This window comes from Klebsiella sp. HC6 (assembly GCF_022605325.1).
Taxonomy (GTDB): domain Bacteria; phylum Pseudomonadota; class Gammaproteobacteria; order Enterobacterales; family Enterobacteriaceae; genus Klebsiella; species Klebsiella terrigena.
On sequence record NZ_CP093276.1, the window covers coordinates 5,063,326 to 5,081,838 of the forward strand.

16 protein-coding genes and 1 riboswitch are annotated in these 18,513 nt (G+C 60.6%); of the genes, 12 read left to right on the top strand and 4 right to left on the bottom strand.

The genetic code is table 11. The features are described 5' to 3' along the window. Positions 1-92 precede the first annotated feature (92 nt). From leuA to aroD, 5 genes are all read left to right on the top strand, one after another. Positions 93-1,664, top strand: a complete 1,572-nt coding sequence (gene leuA, locus MMW58_RS24500; RefSeq protein ID WP_045859921.1) for a 2-isopropylmalate synthase — start codon at positions 93-95, stop codon at positions 1,662-1,664. Beyond that, positions 1,664-2,755, top strand: a complete 1,092-nt coding sequence (gene leuB / locus MMW58_RS24505) for a 3-isopropylmalate dehydrogenase (protein WP_041144036.1) — start codon at positions 1,664-1,666, stop codon at positions 2,753-2,755. Before leuA ends, leuB begins: the two co-directional genes overlap by 1 nt. A 2-nt stretch (positions 2,756-2,757) precedes the next feature. Then, positions 2,758-4,158, top strand: a complete 1,401-nt coding sequence (gene leuC, locus MMW58_RS24510; RefSeq protein WP_045859923.1) for a 3-isopropylmalate dehydratase large subunit — start codon at positions 2,758-2,760, stop codon at positions 4,156-4,158. A gap of 10 nt (positions 4,159-4,168) precedes the next feature. Beyond that, positions 4,169-4,774, top strand: coding sequence for a 3-isopropylmalate dehydratase small subunit (gene leuD, locus MMW58_RS24515; protein WP_123710118.1), 606 nt, complete (start codon positions 4,169-4,171; stop codon positions 4,772-4,774). A gap of 94 nt (positions 4,775-4,868) precedes the next feature. Beyond that, the gene (aroD, locus tag MMW58_RS24520; protein ID WP_241722280.1) at positions 4,869-5,624 is read left to right on the top strand and encodes a type I 3-dehydroquinate dehydratase; all 756 of its coding nucleotides are present in this window, start codon (positions 4,869-4,871) and stop codon (positions 5,622-5,624) included. 38 nt (positions 5,625-5,662) lie between these two features. On the opposite strand, the gene MMW58_RS24525 is transcribed toward aroD, so the two are convergent. Next, positions 5,663-6,847, bottom strand: a complete 1,185-nt coding sequence (locus MMW58_RS24525; protein ID WP_123710120.1) for a sugar efflux transporter — start codon at positions 6,845-6,847, stop codon at positions 5,663-5,665. 185 nt (positions 6,848-7,032) lie between these two features. Beyond that, the gene (gene sgrT / locus MMW58_RS24530) at positions 7,033-7,185 is read right to left on the bottom strand and encodes a glucose uptake inhibitor SgrT (protein WP_072051895.1); all 153 of its coding nucleotides are present in this window, start codon (positions 7,183-7,185) and stop codon (positions 7,033-7,035) included. A gap of 87 nt (positions 7,186-7,272) precedes the next feature. Between sgrT and sgrR the strand changes: the two genes are divergently transcribed. The 4 genes from sgrR to thiQ all read left to right on the top strand — a co-directional run bounded on the left by sgrR (position 7,273) and on the right by thiQ (position 12,423). Continuing rightward, positions 7,273-8,928 (top strand): HTH-type transcriptional regulator SgrR, encoded by a 1,656-nt coding sequence (gene sgrR, locus MMW58_RS24535; protein WP_241722281.1) that lies wholly within the window; start codon positions 7,273-7,275, stop codon positions 8,926-8,928. Positions 8,929-8,989: 61 nt separating this feature from the next. Then, a riboswitch (TPP riboswitch) is annotated at positions 8,990-9,136 on the top strand. Between the two features lie 32 nt (positions 9,137-9,168). Further along, the gene (gene thiB / locus MMW58_RS24540) at positions 9,169-10,152 is read left to right on the top strand and encodes a thiamine ABC transporter substrate binding subunit (RefSeq protein ID WP_241722282.1); all 984 of its coding nucleotides are present in this window, start codon (positions 9,169-9,171) and stop codon (positions 10,150-10,152) included. Then, the gene (gene thiP / locus MMW58_RS24545; RefSeq protein ID WP_241722283.1) at positions 10,128-11,738 is read left to right on the top strand and encodes a thiamine/thiamine pyrophosphate ABC transporter permease ThiP; all 1,611 of its coding nucleotides are present in this window, start codon (positions 10,128-10,130) and stop codon (positions 11,736-11,738) included. The genes thiB and thiP overlap by 25 nt, the downstream gene beginning before the upstream one ends. Next, positions 11,722-12,423, top strand: coding sequence for a thiamine ABC transporter ATP-binding protein ThiQ (gene thiQ, locus MMW58_RS24550; protein ID WP_241722284.1), 702 nt, complete (start codon positions 11,722-11,724; stop codon positions 12,421-12,423). The genes thiP and thiQ overlap by 17 nt, the downstream gene beginning before the upstream one ends. Here thiQ and MMW58_RS24555 read toward each other — a convergent pair. Next, positions 12,410-13,174, bottom strand: a complete 765-nt coding sequence (locus tag MMW58_RS24555; protein WP_133600670.1) for a DedA family protein — start codon at positions 13,172-13,174, stop codon at positions 12,410-12,412. The two genes, thiQ and MMW58_RS24555, sit on opposite strands and share 14 nt — an antisense overlap. Positions 13,175-13,302: 128 nt before the next feature. Beyond that, complete coding sequence (gene araC, locus MMW58_RS24560; protein WP_133600671.1) at positions 13,303-14,148, bottom strand: arabinose operon transcriptional regulator AraC; 846 nt, start codon at positions 14,146-14,148, stop codon at positions 13,303-13,305. Between the two features lie 337 nt (positions 14,149-14,485). Between araC and araB the strand changes: the two genes are divergently transcribed. From araB to araD, 3 genes are all read left to right on the top strand, one after another. Then, a complete protein-coding gene (gene araB / locus MMW58_RS24565) occupies positions 14,486-16,195 on the top strand; it encodes a ribulokinase (protein WP_241722285.1) in 1,710 nt (569 codons plus the stop codon). A gap of 10 nt (positions 16,196-16,205) precedes the next feature. After that, positions 16,206-17,708: an L-arabinose isomerase gene (araA, locus tag MMW58_RS24570; RefSeq protein ID WP_241722286.1), complete on the top strand. Its 1,503-nt coding sequence runs from the start codon at positions 16,206-16,208 to the stop codon at positions 17,706-17,708. An 83-nt stretch (positions 17,709-17,791) separates the two neighbouring features. Then, the gene (araD, locus tag MMW58_RS24575; RefSeq protein WP_241722287.1) at positions 17,792-18,487 is read left to right on the top strand and encodes an L-ribulose-5-phosphate 4-epimerase; all 696 of its coding nucleotides are present in this window, start codon (positions 17,792-17,794) and stop codon (positions 18,485-18,487) included. Positions 18,488-18,513 lie beyond the last annotated feature (26 nt).

An 18,513-nucleotide genomic window follows, 5' to 3' on the forward strand; every position in this document is an offset into this window, starting at 1 on the left:
ATCTTCCAGTAAGACTATAAAACCCGCGCCATTGCGCGGGTTTTTTTATGCTCGTCAGCAAGGCGCCCAGGACACCGATTAAGGATTTAACCATGAGCCAGCAAGTCATTATTTTCGATACGACCTTACGTGACGGGGAACAAGCGTTACAGGCCAGCCTGAGCGTTAAAGAGAAGCTGCAGATTGCCCTGGCCCTTGAGCGTATGGGCGTAGACGTGATGGAAGTCGGCTTCCCTGTCTCATCTCCGGGCGACTTTGAATCCGTACAGACCATCGCGCGCACCATCAAAAACAGCCGCGTCTGCGCCCTGGCGCGCTGCGTAGAGAAAGATATCGATGTCGCGGCCGAATCCTTAAAAATCGCCGAAGCGTTCCGTATTCATACGTTTATCGCCACCTCGCCGATGCACATCGCCACCAAGCTGCGCAGCACCCTCGATGAGGTGATTGAGCGTTCGATCTATATGATTAAACGCGCCCGTAACTATACCGACGACGTTGAGTTCTCCTGCGAAGATGCCGGCCGTACGCCGATTGCTGACCTGGCGCGCGTCGTTGAAGCCGCCATCCGCGCCGGCGCTACCACCATTAACATCCCGGATACCGTCGGCTATACCATGCCGTTCGAATTCTCCAACATCATTACCGGCCTGTACGAGCGCGTGCCGAACATCGACAAAGCGATCATTTCAGTTCACACCCATGACGATTTGGGCTTAGCCGTCGGCAACGCCATTGCCGCCGTCCACGCCGGCGCGCGCCAGGTTGAAGGCGCCATGAACGGCATCGGCGAACGTGCGGGCAACTGTTCGCTGGAAGAAGTGATCATGGCCATCAAGGTGCGTAAAGATATTATGGACGTACGCACCCGCATCAATCACAGCGAAATCTGGCGCACCAGCCAGACCGTCAGCCAGATTTGCAACATGCCGATCCCGGCGAACAAAGCCATCGTCGGCACCGGCGCTTTCGCCCACTCTTCCGGTATTCACCAGGACGGCGTGCTGAAGAACCGCGAAAACTACGAAATCATGACCCCGGAATCCATCGGCCTGAATCAGGTGCAGCTGAACCTGACCTCCCGCTCCGGCCGCGCGGCGGTGAAGCACCGCATGGAAGAGATGGGCTACAAGGAAAGCGACTACAACATGGACCACCTGTATGACGCCTTCCTGAAGCTGGCGGACAAAAAAGGTCAGGTCTTCGACTACGACCTGGAGGCGCTGGCCTTTATTAACAAGCAGCAGGAAGAGCCTGAGCATTTCCGCCTGGACTACTTCAGCGTGCAGTCCGGCTCCAATGCCATCGCCACCGCCTCCGTCAAGCTGGCCTGCGGCGATGAAGTGAAGTCCGAAGCGGCTAACGGCAACGGCCCGGTCGATGCCGTATATCAGGCCATCAACCGCGTTACGGCGTATGACATCGAGCTGGTTAAGTATGGTTTAAGCGCCAAGGGCCACGGTAAAGACGCGCTGGGCCAGGTGGATATCGTCGTTAACTACAACGGCCGCCGCTTCCACGGCGTCGGGCTGGCGACGGATATCGTGGAGTCCTCGGCGAAGGCGATGGTTCACGTCCTGAACAACATCTGGCGCGCCGCTGAAGTCGAAAAAGAGTTGCAACGCAAAGCTCAGAATAACGAGAACAATAAGGAAACCGTGTAATGTCGAAGAATTATCATATTGCTGTTTTGCCAGGTGATGGCATTGGCCCGGAAGTCATGAACCAGGCGATGAAAGTACTGGAAGCCGTCCGTAACCGTTTTGATATGCGCATTACCACCAGCCAGTATGACGTTGGCGGCATCGCCATCGACCGCCAGGGCACCCCGCTGCCGCAGGCAACCGTAGACGGCTGCGAGCAGGCAGACGCCATTCTGTTCGGCTCGGTCGGTGGCCCAAAATGGGAGCACCTGCCGCCCGCAGAGCAGCCGGAGCGCGGCGCGCTGCTGCCGCTGCGTAAACATTTCAAGCTGTTCAGCAACCTGCGTCCGGCGAAGCTGTATCAGGGGCTGGAAGAGTTTTGCCCGCTGCGCGCGGATATCGCCGCCAACGGCTTCGATATCCTGTGCGTCCGTGAACTGACCGGCGGCATTTACTTCGGCCAGCCGAAGGGTCGTGAAGGCAGCGGCCATCACGAGAAAGCGTTTGATACCGAGGTTTACCACCGCTTTGAGATCGAGCGCATTGCGCACATCGCGTTTGAATCGGCCCGCAAGCGCCGGAGCAAAGTGACCTCTATCGACAAAGCCAACGTGCTGCAGTCCTCCATTCTGTGGCGAGAAATCGTCGGCGAAATCGCCAAAGAGTACCCGGACGTTGAGCTGGCGCACATGTATATCGACAACGCCACCATGCAGCTGATTAAAGACCCGTCCCAGTTCGACGTGCTGCTGTGCTCCAACCTGTTCGGCGACATCCTGTCCGACGAATGCGCGATGATCACCGGCTCAATGGGCATGCTGCCCTCCGCCAGCCTCAATGAACAAGGCTTTGGCCTGTACGAGCCGGCAGGCGGCTCGGCGCCGGATATCGCCGGCAAGAACATCGCTAACCCGATAGCCCAAATCCTGTCGCTGGCGCTGCTGCTGCGCTACAGCCTCGACGCGGACGCGGCGGCAACGGCTATCGAAAGCGCGATCAACCGCGCATTAGAAGAAGGCATCCGTACCGGCGATTTAGCGCGCGGCGCGGCGGCTGTCAGTACCGATGAAATGGGCGACATCATTGCCCGCTATGTCGCTGAAGGGGTGTAATCATGGCGAAGACGTTGTATGAAAAATTGTTTGATGCTCACGTGGTTTATGAAGCGCAAAACGAAACCCCGCTGCTGTACATCGACCGTCATCTGGTACACGAAGTAACCTCCCCGCAGGCGTTTGACGGCCTGCGCGCGCACAACCGCCAGGTTCGCCAGCCGGGGAAAACCTTCGCCACCATGGATCATAACGTTTCGACTCAGACCAAAGACATCAACGCGTCCGGCGAAATGGCGCGTATCCAGATGCAGGAGCTGATTAAGAACTGTAACGAATTCGGCGTTGAGCTGTATGACCTGAACCACCCGTATCAGGGGATCGTTCACGTAATGGGCCCCGAGCAGGGCGTAACCCTGCCGGGGATGACCATCGTCTGCGGCGACTCCCATACCGCGACCCACGGCGCGTTCGGCGCGCTGGCTTTCGGCATCGGGACCTCCGAAGTCGAGCACGTGCTGGCCACCCAGACCCTGAAGCAGGGCCGCGCCAAAACGATGAAGATTGAAGTTCAGGGCCAGGCGGCGCCAGGGATCACCGCGAAGGATATCGTGCTGGCGATCATCGGCAAAACCGGCAGCGCCGGCGGTACCGGCCACGTGGTTGAATTCTGCGGCGAAGCCATTCGCAACCTGAGCATGGAAGGTCGCATGACCCTGTGCAATATGGCCATCGAGATGGGCGCGAAAGCGGGCCTGGTGGCGCCGGACGCGACCACCTTTGATTACGTGAAGGGCCGTCTGCACGCGCCTAAAGGCCAGGACTTTAGCGACGCGGTCGCCTATTGGGAAACCCTGACCACCGACGCCGACGCTACCTTTGACACCGTCGTCACCTTACAGGCCGCAGAGATTGCTCCGCAGGTCACCTGGGGAACCAACCCGGGCCAGGTTATCTCCGTCACCGACATGATTCCCGACCCGGCCTCTTTCGCCGATCCGGTAGAGCGCGCAAGCGCGGAAAAAGCGCTGGCCTATATGGGCCTGAAGCCGGGCATCCCGCTGACCGACGTCGCGATTGATAAAGTCTTTATCGGCTCCTGTACCAACTCGCGTATTGAAGACTTACGCGCGGCGGCGGAAATTGCCAAAGGGCGTAAAGTTGCGCCGGGCGTGCAGGCGCTGGTTGTCCCAGGCTCCGGCCCGGTGAAGGCGCAGGCGGAAGCGGAAGGCCTGGATAAGATCTTTATCGAAGCCGGCTTTGAATGGCGTCTGCCGGGCTGCTCCATGTGCCTGGCGATGAACAACGACCGCCTGAACCCCGGCGAGCGCTGCGCATCCACCAGCAACCGTAACTTTGAAGGCCGTCAGGGCCGCGGCGGACGTACCCACTTAGTCAGCCCGGCCATGGCCGCAGCGGCGGCCGTCAGCGGCCATTTCGCCGACATTCGCGACATTAAATAAGGAGACCATCATGGCAGAGAAATTTACCCAACATACTGGCCTGGTGGTTCCGCTGGATGCCGCAAACGTCGATACCGATGCGATCATTCCCAAGCAGTTCCTGCAGAAAGTGACCCGCACCGGTTTTGGCGCGCATCTGTTCAACGACTGGCGCTTCCTCGATGACCAGGGGCAGCAGCCGAATCCGGAATTCGTCCTCAACTTCCCGGAGTACAAGGGCGCCTCTATTCTGCTGGCGCGGGAAAACTTCGGCTGCGGCTCATCGCGCGAACACGCGCCCTGGGCTTTGACCGATTACGGCTTTAAGGTGGTTATCGCCCCCAGCTTTGCCGACATCTTCTACGGCAACAGCTTTAACAACCAGCTGCTGCCGGTGACCCTGAGCGACGAGCAGGTCGACGAGATGTTTAAGCTGGTGCAGGCCAACCCGGGCATTACCTTCGAGGTGGATCTGGAATCCGAAGTGGTGAAAGCGGGCGACAAATCGTACAGCTTTAAAATCGACGCCTTCCGCCGCCACTGCATGCTGAACGGCCTCGATAGCATCGGCCTGACGCTGCAGCACGAAGAGGCGATCTCCGCCTATGAGAACAAGCAGCCGGCCTTTATGAACTAAAGCCGCCAGCGGCTCCCCTGCCCGGTCCATGACCGGGCGTTTTTTTATGCCTTCTGAGCTGAGAAGTCCTCAGGAAATTCGCACAGGCGCCGATATGACGACAACCGTAACGGTTAAGAACCTCACCTTCCAGGAAGGTACCACCCGAATCTGCGTCCCGCTGATGGGCCAAACCCTCGATGAGCTGAAGGCTCGTGCCCGGGCGCTGGTAGAAGTCGACGCCGATATTATCGAATGGCGCGCCGACGGCTTTGCCCAGGCCGGCAGGAGCGAACAGGTACTGCTGGCGCTGGCTGAAGTTCGCCAGATCCTCGCCGATACGCCGCTGCTGTTCACCTTCCGCAGCCAGAAGGAGGGCGGCGAGGCGCAGCTCGACGAGGCGGAGTACTTTGCCCTTAATCGTCAGGTCGCGCTCAGCGGGCTGGTCGAGATGATTGATATCGAGCTCTTTAACGATGAGACGCAGATCCGCGCCCTGATCGACGATGCCCACGCCGCCGGCGTGAAGGCGATCGTCAGCAATCATGATTTCCAGAAAACACCGCCCGAAGAGGAGATTATTCGCCGCCTCTGCCGCATGCAGGAGCTGGGCGCCGACCTGCCGAAAATAGCGGTCATGCCGCAGTCTCCGCAGGATGTGCTGACGCTCCTCTCCGCCACGCTGGCGATGAAGGAGAAGCACGCTACCGGCCCGATCGTCACCATGTCGATGGGCAAAATGGGCGGCATCAGCCGGGTTACCGGGCGACTGTTTGGTTCAGCGATGACGTTCGGCAGCGCGGGCCAGGCCTCTGCGCCGGGGCAAATCGCCATCCGCCAGCTGCGGGAAACGATCGATATCCTCTCCTGAACTCGCCCGCCCGCGGCGATCCGCGGGCGGGTAACGGGCTAAATATCTTTCACTTTGCCGGTTAAAAACAGGGTCACCAGCGAAATCGCCGCGATCGCCCAGTAAACGCTGGCGTGGCCGTAGCTCTGCGACAGCGCCCCCTGCAGCACGCCGGCCAGGATCACGCCAGTGGAAATACTGTTGGTAAACAGCGTGGTGGCCGCTCCCGCGCGTCCCGGCATCAGGTCCTGGAACCACAGCATACCGATCCCGGCGACAATACCGATAAAAATCGCATTAAACAGCTGCAGCGCCAGCAGCGCCGTACGGTCGTGGAACAGGATCAGTCCGGCGTAGAACAGCACCCCGGCGGCCACGGCGGCGACCATCATGCGACGCTTGCCCCAGCGTTTGACGTAGTAGCCCGCCAGAATCATCGCCGGGATCTCCAGACCGGCCGCGGTGCCCATGAGGATCCCCGCCAGGCTATCCGGCAGGCCGAGATCGCTGCTGATCCACAGCGGCATATCGATGATGTACATGGTGTTGCAGGTCCACATCAGCGTCGAGGCGATAAACAGCATGCGCACGTTTTTATCCTGCCAGCCGCCGGCCTGCGCCAACGCACCTGCCGCCTCCGAAGGCTGCTCCACCCGCGCCACCGACGGCAGCTTGCAGGCGATCAGCACCAGGCTAATCACAAAAATAGCGGCCGCAATGGAGAACATGGTGGTAAAGCCGTAGTTCAGCGCCAGCATAAAGGCCAGCGGCGGGCCGATAACCCACGCCAGCGACAGCTGGGCGCGCATGATCGAACTGAACATCACCACTTCCCGCGCCGAGCTGTCGGCATACTCCCGCGCCAGGGCGAACAGCTGCGGCATCGCGGCATTGGCGATGGATGCCAACATCACGCCGCAGGTAATCAGGGTTAAGTAGTGGCGATTGAAGGCAAACAGCAGCGCGTTGCCCACGGCCATCAGGCAGCAGAACATAATCAGCCGGCGGCGGTCGCCCTGGCTGTCGGAGCGCTTCGCCAGCGCCAGGCTGACCGCGATCCCGGCAATGGCGTTAACGGTGTAAAACAGACCGACCCAGAAAGGCTGCGCGCCCACCTCACGGCTGAGAAACAGGCTGAGCGTCGGGGCCTGCAGCGCACCGGCAATCCCCATCATAAAAGCGACCAGCATAAAAGCCGCATAGACGCCGTTAAGCCGCCGTCCCATCGTCATTAACCACAGCATGTCATGTCCTTAGCACGCGAAGAAAACGAAAAAAGCCAGCAGAAGTCATCTGCTGGCGGGTGATTTTATACGCTATCTGCTTCAGGTTACAGGCCGGCGGCCGCTACAAGCAGGCCGCGCTAATGCCGGGAACGCGAAAGCGGACAGGTACGCACCAATACTCAGTCACACATGATATCGGCAAGTTAACGATCGGAGGTCGGCGACGTAACTCCCCACTGCATCAGCTCGCCGAGTATTTCCTGCTGTCGTCCTGCCATCAGGCGGGCTAGCCATGACGCATCCTGCGTCGCAGAAAAGTAGCGTTGGTAGAACTGTTTAGCGGTTGACCTCGTCATATTCATCTCCTCGCTTCATCGAAATCTATTATTGGCCTAATATGAGGATTAATAAATTGCTGAGTTTTCATCAGGAGTTCCCCTTTTATGTCTTCTGCCCGTCTGCAACAACAGTTCATCCGCCTGTGGCAATGCTGCGAAGGGAGGTCGCAGGAGACGACGCTCAACGAGCTGGCTGAGATGCTAAGCTGCTCGCGCCGCCATATGCGAACCCTGCTGAACATGATGGAAGAGCGCGGCTGGCTAACCTGGGAGGCGGAAGCAGGTCGCGGTAAGCGCTCGAAGCTGGCTTTCCTCTACACCGGCCTGGCGCTGCAGCAGCAGCGGGCGGAAGATCTGCTGGAGCAGGATCGCATCGATCAGCTGGTGCAGCTGGTCGGCGATAAGGCCGCCGTGCGCCAGATGCTGGTCTCCCACCTCGGACGGAGCTTTCGCCAGGGGCGGCATATTCTGCGCGTGCTCTACTACCGGCCGATGAAAAATCTGCTCCCCGGCAGCGCGCTGCGCCGCTCGGAAAACCATATCGCCCGGCAAATCTTTAGCGCCCTGACGCGGGTAAATGAGGAAAACGGGGAACTGGAAGCCGATATTGCCCACCACTGGCAGCAGCTATCGGCCACCCACTGGCGCTTTTTTTTGCGTCCCGGCATCCACTTTCACCACGGGCGCGAGCTGGAAATGGAGGACGTGATCGCCTCTTTGCTGCGCAGCAACGCCCTGCCGCTGTACGCCCATATTGAGCGCATCGTCTCGCCGACCGCCTGGACGCTGGATATCCATCTGACGCAGCCGGATCGCTGGCTACCGTGGCTGCTGGGCCAGGTTTCGGCGGTGATACTGCCGCGCGAATGGCAGTCGATGGAGAACTACTCCGCGATGCCGATCGGCACCGGCCCCTATGCCGTCGCGCGCAATAACCAAAATCAGCTGAAGATCCACGCCTTCGACGACTACTTCGGCTATCGGGCATTAATTGACGAGGTCAACGTCTGGGTGCTGCCGGAGATTGGCGAAGAGTCGAACGGCGGCTTAACCCTGCAGGGCACCACCCAGAGCGAGAAAGCCGTCGAAAGCCGCCTGGAAGAGGGCTGCTACTACCTGCTGTTTGATTCCCGCAGCCCGCTTGGCGCCAATGCCGCCGTCCGCCAGTGGCTGAGCTACCTGTTCCAGCCGGCGAACCTGCTCTACCACGCGGGCGAACATTACCAGGGCAACTGGTTCCCGGCCTACGGCCTGCTGCCGCGCTGGCACCACGCGCGCAGCCACGCCTGCGAGAAGCCCGCGGGCCTCGAGTCGGTGACGCTGACCTATTATCAGGACCACATTGAGCATCGCGCGATCGGCGGCATTATGGCGACGCTGTTAGCCGAGCATCAGGTCAGGCTGGAGATCCGCGAGCTGGAATACGCGGAGTGGCACCGCGGCGAGGTGGTCAGCGACATCTGGCTAAACAGCGCCAACTTTACCCTGCCGATCGACTTCTCCCTCTTCGCCTGGCTGTATGAAGTCCCGCTCATTCGTCACTGCATCCCAATTGACTGGGAGGACGCCGCCGGCCGCTGGCATGCGGGCGAGTTAAACCCTGCGACCTGGAGCCAGCAGCTGCTGGCCAACCAAACGATCGTCCCGTTGATCCACCACTGGCTGATGATCCAGGGCCAGCGCAGCATGCGCGGCGTGAGGATGAACACCCTCGGCTGGTTTGATTTTAAATCGGCGTGGTTTGCGCCGCCGGAACCCTAGCGCCTTCCCCGGCGGGCGCTTAAGCACTTTCGGTCCGCTAACAAAATCATTACACTGGTCGCCGTTCTCAACGGGGTGCTAATAAACATACGCCGCTTCATTCAGGTTGCATTGAGACAGCCTGCAGGAGGAAGCGTATGGGCTGAGAAAATACCCGTCGAACCTGATCCGGATAACGCCGGCGAAGGGATTTGAGGCTCACTCAAAATCCTTTGCCACCCCTTTTTTGTGAGGTGCAAAGTGTTGAAAAAATTACTCCCGCTGCTGGTGCTGGTCGCCGCTCCCGCGTTGGCAAAACCCGTTCTCACCGTCTATACCTACGACTCCTTTTCCGCGGACTGGGGTCCGGGTCCGGCCGTCAAAAAGGCTTTTGAAGCCGACTGCGGCTGCGAGCTGAAGTTCGTGGCGCTGGAGGACGGCGTCTCGCTGCTGAATCGCCTGCGCATGGAAGGCAAAAACAGCAAAGCCGACGTGGTGCTCGGACTGGACAACAACCTGCTGGAAGCGGCGGCGCAAAGCAAGCTGTTCGTCAAAAGCAACGTGCCGACCGACGCGCTTACGGTCCCTGGCGGCTGGAACAACGATACCTTCGTCCCCTTTGATTACGGCTATTTCGCCTTCGTCTACGATAAAAACAAGCTCAAAAATCCGCCCAAAAGCCTGAAGGAGCTGGTTGAGAGCGACCAAAAATGGCGGGTGATCTATGAAGATCCGCGCACCAGCACGCCGGGGCTCGGCCTGCTGCTGTGGATGCAGAAAGTGTACGGCGACAAATCCCCGCAGGCGTGGGAGAAGCTGGCGGCGAAAACCGTCACCGTGACCAAGGGCTGGAGCGAGGCCTACGGCCTGTTCCTGAAGGGGGAAAGCGACCTGGTGCTGAGCTATACCACTTCTCCGGCCTATCACATCATCGAAGAGAAAAAAGATAACTACGCGGCGGCCGGCTTCAGCGAAGGCCACTACCTGCAGGTCGAAGTGGCGGCCCGCACCGCGGCCAGCAAGCAGCCGGAGCTGGCGGAGAAGTTCCTTAAGTTTATGGTCTCTCCGGGATTCCAGAATGCGATTCCGGCGGGCAACTGGATGTACCCGGTCACCCAGGTGACGCTCCCTGCCGGCTTTGACTCGCTGATCAAACCGCAGACCACCCTGGAGTTCACTCCGCAGCAGGTCGCTGGCGAACGGCAGAACTGGATTAACGCATGGCAACGCGCCGTCAGCCGCTAACTATCGGCTGGCTGCTGCCGGGCCTGACGGCCGCCGCCGTGCTGGTCGTGGTGGCGCTGGCCGCTTTTCTGGCGCTCTGGAGCAGCGCGCCGGAGGCGGCCTGGCTGGCGATCGTTCGCGACAGCTATCTCTGGCACGTCGTCCGCTTCTCCTTCTGGCAGGCGTTTCTCTCGGCGCTGCTTTCGGTGGTGCCGGCTATTTTTCTTGCCCGCGCCCTTTACCGGCGCCGCTTTCCCGGCCGCACGCTGCTGCTGCGCCTGTGCGCGATGACGCTCATCCTGCCGGTACTGGTGGCGGTATTTGGCATCCTGAGCGTTTACGGCCGCCAGGGCTGGCTGGCGGCGGCATTTAGCGCGCTGGGATGGCGGTGGGATTTCTCCCCTTACGGGCTGCAGGGAATTCTGCTGGCGCACGTCTTCTTCAATATGCCGATGGCGACCCGCCTGCTGCTGCAGGCGCTGGAGAATATCCCCGGCGAACAGCGGCAAATAGCGGCCCAGCTTGGCATGCGCGGCTTTCACTTTTTCCGCTTCGTCGAGTGGCCGTGGCTGCGGCGGCAAATTCCTCCGGTGGCGGCGCTAATCTTTATGCTCTGCTTTGCCAGCTTCGCGACCGTCCTCTCTCTTGGCGGCGGCCCGCGGGCCACCACCATCGAGCTGGCGATCTATCAGGCGCTGAGCTTTGATTACGATCCGGCCCGCGCGGCGATGCTGGCGCTGATCCAGATGAGCTGCTGCCTCGGGCTGGTGCTGCTCAGCCAGCGCCTGAGCAAGGCCGTGGCGATCGGCGTGACCCACGTGCGCGGCTGGCGCGACCCCGACGATCGCCTGCACAGCCGCCTGACCGATTTCGTGCTCATCGCGATCGCGCTGCTGCTGCTGCTGCCGCCGCTGCTGGCGGTCATCATCGATGGGCTGAATAACAATCTGCCGCGGGTGCTGGCCCAGCCTGAGCTATGGCAAGCCTTATCGACCTCCCTGCGCATCGCGCTGGCCGCCGGCATACTCAGCGTTGTTCTGACGATGATGCTGCTGTGGAGCAGCCGCGAGCTGCGCATCCGCAGCCGACCGCTGGCCGGCCAGGCGCTGGAGCTCAGCGGAATGCTGATCCTCGCCATGCCGGGAATTGTGCTCGCGACCGGCTTCTTTTTACTGCTCAATAATAGCGTTGGCCTGCCCGACTCCGCCGACGGCATCGTTATCTTCACCAATGCGCTGATGGCAATCCCCTATGCGCTGAAGGTGCTGGAAAACCCGATGCGCGACGTCGCCGTGCGCTACGGCATGCTCTGCCACTCGCTGGGAATCAGCGGCTTTACCCGCCTGAGGGTCGTTGAACTGCGCGCCCTGAAGCGTCCGCTGGCCCAGGCGCTGGCCTTTGCCTGCGTGCTGTCGATCGGTGATTTCGGCGTGGTGGCGCTGTTCGGCAACGACGATTTCCGCACCCTGCCGTTCTATCTGTATCAGCAGATTGGCGCCTATCGTAGCCAGGACGGTGCCGTGACCGCCCTGCTGCTGCTGGCGCTGTGCTTTGTCCTCTTTACCGTGATTGAGAAGCTACCGGGGCGTGATGTTAAAACTGAATGATGTAACCTGGCTGTATCAGCACCTGCCGATGCGTTTCACCCTTTCCGTACGGCGCGGCGAACGCATTGCGGTGCTCGGCCCCAGCGGGGCGGGGAAAAGCACGCTGCTGAACCTGATTGCTGGCTTTTTGCCGCCGGCGAGCGGCAGCATCGTCATCGACGGCGAGCCGCATACCGCGACGCCGCCCGCCCGTCGCCCGGTATCAATGCTGTTTCAGGAAAATAACCTCTTCAACCATCTCACCATCCGCCAGAACATCGGCCTCGGCATGCACCCCGGCCTTAAGCTGAGCGCCGGGCAAAACGCCAGCCTGCTGGCCATTGCCGAACAGATGGGCATCGATTCCCTGCTGGAGAGGCTTCCCGGCGAGCTCTCCGGCGGCCAGCGCCAGCGCGCGGCGCTGGCGCGCTGTCTGGTCCGCGAGCAGCCGATACTGCTGCTGGATGAGCCGTTTTCCGCGCTCGATCCGGCGCTACGCCAGGAGATGCTGATTTTGGTTGCGGAGGTTTGCCAGCGCCGGAATTTGACGCTGCTGATGGTGTCGCATAGCGTGGAGGATGCCGCCCGCATCGCCCCTCGGTCGCTGGTGGTGGCCGACGGGCGCATCGCCTGGGATGGCGCCACCGATGCGCTCTTAAGCGGCAGCAGCAGCGCCTCGCATCTGCTCGGGATCAGCGCGCGATAACGTGGTGCAGAATATTGAGATAGACCGGCATCAGCGGGTGGCGAATCACCAGGGTTAACGCCACGCCCGCCAGCACCAGCGCCAGCGGCGACAGCCACAGCAGACGCGTACGCGGCAGCAGCCGGGTCAGACGATCGCTTGTTTTCGCGCTACGCCACAGGCGCCAGCAGAGCCAGCCCGCCAGCCACGCCAGCAGCGCGGCGCCCAGCAGCAGCCACTTAAAGCTGGCGCTGTTCTCATCGGCGGGAATATCAATGGCCGCGCCGGCAAGAATGCCCGGCAAAAAGTAGAGCGGCGGCCACAGCAGGCAGCCGATAATATTCGGCAGAATAAATTTCGCCACCGGCAGGTCAAGCATTCCGGCAACCATCGGCACCAGCGGCCGCGTCGGCCCGACGAAGCGTCCGATCAGGATCGTGACCATGCTGTGCTGGTGCAGCGCGTGCTCGGTCTTATCAAGCAGCGCCTTGTTTTTCTTCATAAACGACCAGCGATGCAGCGGTTTTTTAAACCGCCAGCCAAGCCAGAATGAGATCCAGTCGCCGAATAAACAGCCGACAATCCCCGCCAGCCACGCCTGCCAGAAGTTAACCTCACCGCTGCCGATCAGCGCGCCCAGCCCGGCCATCATCACCGTGCCCGGCAGTATCAGCCCGACCAGCGCCAGCGATTCAAGAAAGGCGACCAGCATCACGGCTATCAGCGAGTAGACCGTGGATTGGGTGATAAAATGTTCCAGCAATGCTTGCATAGTGTGCCCGGTTTAAAAACGAAGCACGGATTCTCCAGAGCCGTCGCGCCTTCGTCAAGCCATCAATTGTCTGAATAGTTTACCGGTTGTGACAATTTTCCGGGGCATCATTTCACTTTATTTACGTTTTATTCACATCCTGCGCGGAATTCGCTCGGGCTGGCGCCGGTGCATTTTTTAAATACCCGCGAGAAATAGAGCTGATCTTCAAAGCCAACGTTGCGTCCCACCGTCGCGATGGGCATTCGCGTGGTGCTCAGCAGCAGCTTGGCCTGGCTGATCCGCTGATCTTCCCGCCACCCCAGCACGCTGATGCCCAGCTGCTGGCGGAACAGGTGCGACAGCCGCGACGGCGACAGGCAGACGTGCTGGGCGACGCTGGCAATATCAAAATGGCTGTCCGCCAGGCGATCGCTAATGTACTGGCAGGCGTCGCGAACCCGGTTATCCAGCGGCGGATAGAGGGATTCGTTAATCGCCTCCATGCGCCGCAGCAGCAGCTGTTCCAGCAGATTGATCGCCAGCAGCTCAGAGTAGCGCCCGGCCCCCTGTCCGGCGTCGACGATCTGGCCGAAAAGCTCGCCAAAGCGCGCCTGCCACTGCTCATCGGGACGGAAAAATCCGGTGTGGGCGAAAATCGTCGGCCAGTTCAGCCACTCATGCCAGTAGGCCCGCGGGCGGAAGTAGACCCACTGGTGATACCACTCGCGGGCATCAGGGTGGCGGCCGTAGTGATGAATTTCCCCCGGAGGGAAGAGTAGAATATCGCCAGGCCGGCAGACAAACTGCTCGTCCTGGTTGTTGATCACCCCTTCCCCGCGGATCGTCAGATTGAGGATGAAGCCCTTCATGCCGAGCGGGCGGTCAATAAAGAAATCCAGATAGCCTTCCGCATCAATCGGCGTCAGCCCCGTCACCAGGTGGGCGTTAAAAGAGTAGCCCGGTAGCAAAGGATCGTTTTGTGTTTCAGCCATAAACTCAGCTCTCCCGGAGAGGTACTGGACACCAATTGTCCATATTCTTTATTTTATCGCTAAGCGCGCTTCCCGTAATGGGATGCGGGTTGAAATTTGAATTAAAACCCGCCTGACTTCAGCAAAAATCGACAACAACGCTCAATGTAAGCCATTCCAGCGCATAACAAAAGTGTCTATAAATACGGCAGGAAAGTCCACATTGAATATTTGCACGGCGTCACACTTTGCGATGGCATAGCAATATAATCCATAAGATTAGCGAATACGGCCTGACGGTTTTTCCTGAGGATATCTACTGTTTCACCATGAATGGTTTTCAGCATGGAGTAACAGCATGGCAATTGCGATTGGCCTCGATTTTGGTAGTGATTCAGTTCGCGCTCTGGCGGTGGAATGCGCCACCGGCGAAGAGCTCGCCTCCGGCGTAGAGTGGTACCCGCGCTGGCAGGAGGGGCTGTTTTGCGACGCCCCGAATAATCAGTTTCGCCACCACCCGCGTGATTACATTGAATCAATGGAAGCCGCGCTGAAAAGCGTGCTGGCGCTGCTGAGCCCCGAGCAGCGCGCCGCCGTCGTCGGTATCGGCGTTGACAGCACCGGCTCGACGCCGGCGCCGATTGACGCCGACGGCAACGTGCTGGCCCTGCGGGAAGAGTTCGCTAACAACCCGAATGCGATGTTCGTGCTGTGGAAAGACCATACCTCGGTGGAAGAGGCGGAGGCCATCACCCGCCTGTGCCACCAGCCGGGCAAAGAGGACTACTCCCGCTATATCGGCGGCATCTACTCCAGCGAATGGTTCTGGGCCAAGATCCTCCACGTCACCCGTCAGGATAGCGCCATTGCGCAGGCAGCATCCTCATGGATTGAGCTGTGCGACTGGGTTCCGGCGCTGCTCTCCGCGACCACCCGCCCGCAGGATATTCGTCGCGGCCGCTGCAGCGCCGGGCACAAATCCCTGTGGCACGCCGACTGGGGCGGCCTGCCGCCGGCTAGCTTCTTCGACGAACTCGACCCGATTATCAATCAGCACCTCAGCTGGCCGCTGTTTAGCGACACCTGGACCGCCGACGTGCCGGTCGGCACGCTCAGCGCCGAATGGGCGCAGCGCCTGGGTCTGGCGGAAACGGTGACCATCTCCGGCGGCGCCTTCGACTGCCATATGGGCGCGGTGGGCGCCGGCGCGCAGCCGAATACGCTGGTTAAGGTTATCGGCACCTCCACCTGCGACATTCTGATCGCCGATAAGCACAGCGTTGGCTCCCGCACGGTGAAAGGCATCTGCGGCCAGGTCGACGGCAGCGTGGTGCCCGATTTTATCGGTCTGGAGGCCGGGCAGTCGGCCTTTGGCGATATCTACGCCTGGTTTGGCCGCATTCTCGGCTGGCCGCTGGAGCAGCTGGCGCTTGCCCATCCGGAGCTGAAAGAGCCGATCCGCGCCAGCCAGAAGCAGCTGCTGCCGGCGCTGACCGAGGCGTGGGCGAAAAATCCCTCCCTCGACCATCTGCCGGTGGTGCTGGACTGGTTCAACGGACGGCGCACCCCAAACGCTAACCAGCGCCTGAAAGGCGTAATAACCGATCTGAATCTCGCCACCGATGCGCCGGCGCTGTTTGGCGGCCTGGTGGCGGCAACCGCCTTCGGCGCGCGCGCCATTATGGAGTGCTTCACCGACCAGGGGATCCCGGTCAACAACGTGATGGCGCTGGGCGGCATCGCGCGCAAAAACCCGGTCATCATGCAGGCCTGCTGCGACGTGCTGAACCGCCCGCTGCAGATTGTCGCCTCCGATCAGTGCTGTGCGCTGGGTGCGGCCATCTTTGCCGCCGTCTCCGCCGGCGTGTATCGCGATATTCCAACGGCCCAGCAGCATATGGCAAGCCGGGTCGAAAGCACCCTGCAGCCGCGCCCGGCCGAGGCTCAGCGCTTCGAACAGCTCTATCAGCGCTACCAGCAATGGTCAGTCAGCGCTGAACAACAGTATCTCCCTTCGGCTGCACGGGCGGAAAAAGCCTCGCAATCTCAGCCAGCTCTCACCCATTAAGGACACCAAAATGACGATTTTTGCTAACTATGAAGTCTGGTTCGTGATTGGCAGCCAGCATCTGTACGGCGCGGAAGCGCTGCGTCAGGTCACAAAGCATGCCGAGCACGTGGTGAACAGCCTGAACGCCGAGGCAAAACTGCCGTGCCGGCTGGTATTAAAGCCGCTGGGCACCACGCCGGACGAAATCACCCACATCTGCCGCGACGCTAACTACGATGATAAATGCGCCGGCATGGTGGTGTGGCTGCACACCTTCTCTCCGGCCAAGATGTGGATTAACGGCCTGACCATCCTCAATAAACCGCTGCTGCAGTTCCACACCCAGTACAACGCGTCGCTGCCGTGGGACAGCATCGATATGGACTTTATGAACCTCAACCAGACCGCGCACGGCGGCCGCGAGTTCGGCTTTATTGGCGCCCGTATGCGCCAGCAGCATAGCGTGGTGACCGGCCACTGGCAGGATCGCGACGCCCATCAGCGCATCGGCTCGTGGATGCGCCAGGCGGTCTCGAAGCAGGATACCCGTCATCTGAAGGTCTGCCGCTTTGGCGATAACATGCGCGAAGTCGCGGTCACCGATGGCGATAAGGTCGCCGCGCAGATCAAATTCGGCTTCTCGGTCAATACCTGGCCGGTGGGCGATCTGGTGCAGGTGGTCAACGACGTCAGCGAAGGCGATATCAGCGCCCTGGTTGATGAGTATGAAAGCAGCTACCGCCTGACCGCGGCGGCGCAGGTCCGCGGCGATAAGCGGCAGAACGTTCTCGATGCCGCGCGTATCGAGCTGGGAATGCAGCGCTTCCTGCAGCAGGGCGGCTTCCACGCCTTCACCACTACCTTTGAAGATTTACACGGCCTGAAGCAGCTTCCGGGTCTCGCCGTGCAGCGTCTGATGCAGCAGGGCTACGGCTTTGCGGGCGAAGGCGACTGGAAAACCGCCGCCCTGCTTCGCATCATGAAGGTGATGTCAACCGGTCTGCAGGGCGGCACCTCCTTTATGGAGGATTACACCTACCACTTCGACAACGGCAACGATCTGGTGCTCGGCTCGCATATGCTGGAGGTCTGCCCAACCATCTCCACGGCGGAAAAACCGATCCTCGACGTTCAGCCGCTGGGCATTGGCGGTAAAGCCGACCCTGCGCGCCTGATCTTCAACACCCAAACCGGCCCGGCGATCGTCGCCAGCCTGATCGATCTCGGCGATCGCTATCGCCTGCTGGTTAACACCGTTGAAACGGTGCCTACCCCGCACGCTCTGCCGAAGCTGCCGGTAGCCAACGCGCTGTGGAAAGCGCAGCCGGATCTCCGCACCGCGTCCGAAGCCTGGATCATTGCCGGCGGCGCGCACCATACCGTCTTCAGCCACGCCCTGACTCTCGAAGATATGCGCCAGTTTGCGGAGCTGCAGGATATCGAGCTGACCGTCATTGATAGCGAAACCCGCCTGCCTTCCTTCAAAGATGCGCTGCGCTGGAACGAAGTTTATTACGCCGGCAAACGTTAAGAGGTCGCCCCCTCTTCTCCCTCTCCGCCGCTAAGGAGAGGAGAAGAGGGGAAACCGTACTGACCCGCTATTCGGAGTACACAATGTTAGAAGATCTGAAACGTCAGGTTCTGGAAGCCAATCTCGCGCTGCCCAGGCACAACCTGGTGACCTTAACCTGGGGCAACGTCAGCGCCGTCGACCGCGAGCGGGGCCTGCTGGTGATCAAGCCTTCGGGCGTCGACTACAGCGCGATGAGCGCTGAGGATATGGTGGTGGTGAGCCTGGAAACCGGCGAAGTGGTGGAAGGGAAAAAGAAACCCTCGTCGGATACCCCAACCCATCGCCTGCTGTATCAGGCCTTCCCGACCCTCGGCGGTATCGTCCATACCCATTCGCGCCACGCGACCATCTGGGCGCAGGCGGGCCAGCCCATCCCGGCAACCGGCACCACCCACGCCGACTACTTCTACGGCGCGGTTCCCTGCACCCGCCTGATGACCGACGGCGAAATCAACGGGGAGTATGAGTGGGAAACCGGGCGCGTTATCGTCGAAACCTTCCGCGAGAACGCCATCGACCCGGCGCAAATGCCCGGCGTGCTGGTGCACTCCCACGGCCCGTTCGCATGGGGCAAAAACGCGGAAGACGCGGTGCATAACGCCATCGTGCTGGAAGAGATCGCCTATATGGGGATTTTCTGCCGCCAGCTGGTGCCGCAGCTGCCGGAGATGCAGCAAACCCTGCTGGATAAGCACTATTTGCGCAAGCACGGCGCGAAGGCCTATTACGGGCAGTAGCGTCAAACGCCTGTATAAAACCCCAG

What these genes read in the sequence shown, in the direction of transcription:
- araB (WP_241722285.1), top strand. Translation starts at nt 14,486, where the DNA reads ATGGCAATTGCGATTGGCCTCGATTTTGGTAGTGATTCAGTTCGCGCT.
- MMW58_RS24555 (WP_133600670.1), bottom strand. Translation starts at nt 13,174, where the DNA reads ATGCAAGCATTGCTGGAACATTTTATCACCCAATCCACGGTCTACTCG.
- sgrT (WP_072051895.1), bottom strand. Translation starts at nt 7,185, where the DNA reads ATGACGAGGTCAACCGCTAAACAGTTCTACCAACGCTACTTTTCTGCG.
- leuA (WP_045859921.1), top strand. Translation starts at nt 93, where the DNA reads ATGAGCCAGCAAGTCATTATTTTCGATACGACCTTACGTGACGGGGAA.
- araD (WP_241722287.1), top strand. Translation starts at nt 17,792, where the DNA reads ATGTTAGAAGATCTGAAACGTCAGGTTCTGGAAGCCAATCTCGCGCTG.
- leuD (WP_123710118.1), top strand. Translation starts at nt 4,169, where the DNA reads ATGGCAGAGAAATTTACCCAACATACTGGCCTGGTGGTTCCGCTGGAT.
- aroD (WP_241722280.1), top strand. Translation starts at nt 4,869, where the DNA reads ATGACGACAACCGTAACGGTTAAGAACCTCACCTTCCAGGAAGGTACC.
- araC (WP_133600671.1), bottom strand. Translation starts at nt 14,148, where the DNA reads ATGGCTGAAACACAAAACGATCCTTTGCTACCGGGCTACTCTTTTAAC.
- araA (WP_241722286.1), top strand. Translation starts at nt 16,206, where the DNA reads ATGACGATTTTTGCTAACTATGAAGTCTGGTTCGTGATTGGCAGCCAG.
- MMW58_RS24525 (WP_123710120.1), bottom strand. Translation starts at nt 6,847, where the DNA reads ATGCTGTGGTTAATGACGATGGGACGGCGGCTTAACGGCGTCTATGCG.
- thiQ (WP_241722284.1), top strand. Translation starts at nt 11,722, where the DNA reads ATGTTAAAACTGAATGATGTAACCTGGCTGTATCAGCACCTGCCGATG.
- thiP (WP_241722283.1), top strand. Translation starts at nt 10,128, where the DNA reads ATGGCAACGCGCCGTCAGCCGCTAACTATCGGCTGGCTGCTGCCGGGC.
- leuC (WP_045859923.1), top strand. Translation starts at nt 2,758, where the DNA reads ATGGCGAAGACGTTGTATGAAAAATTGTTTGATGCTCACGTGGTTTAT.
- sgrR (WP_241722281.1), top strand. Translation starts at nt 7,273, where the DNA reads ATGTCTTCTGCCCGTCTGCAACAACAGTTCATCCGCCTGTGGCAATGC.
- leuB (WP_041144036.1), top strand. Translation starts at nt 1,664, where the DNA reads ATGTCGAAGAATTATCATATTGCTGTTTTGCCAGGTGATGGCATTGGC.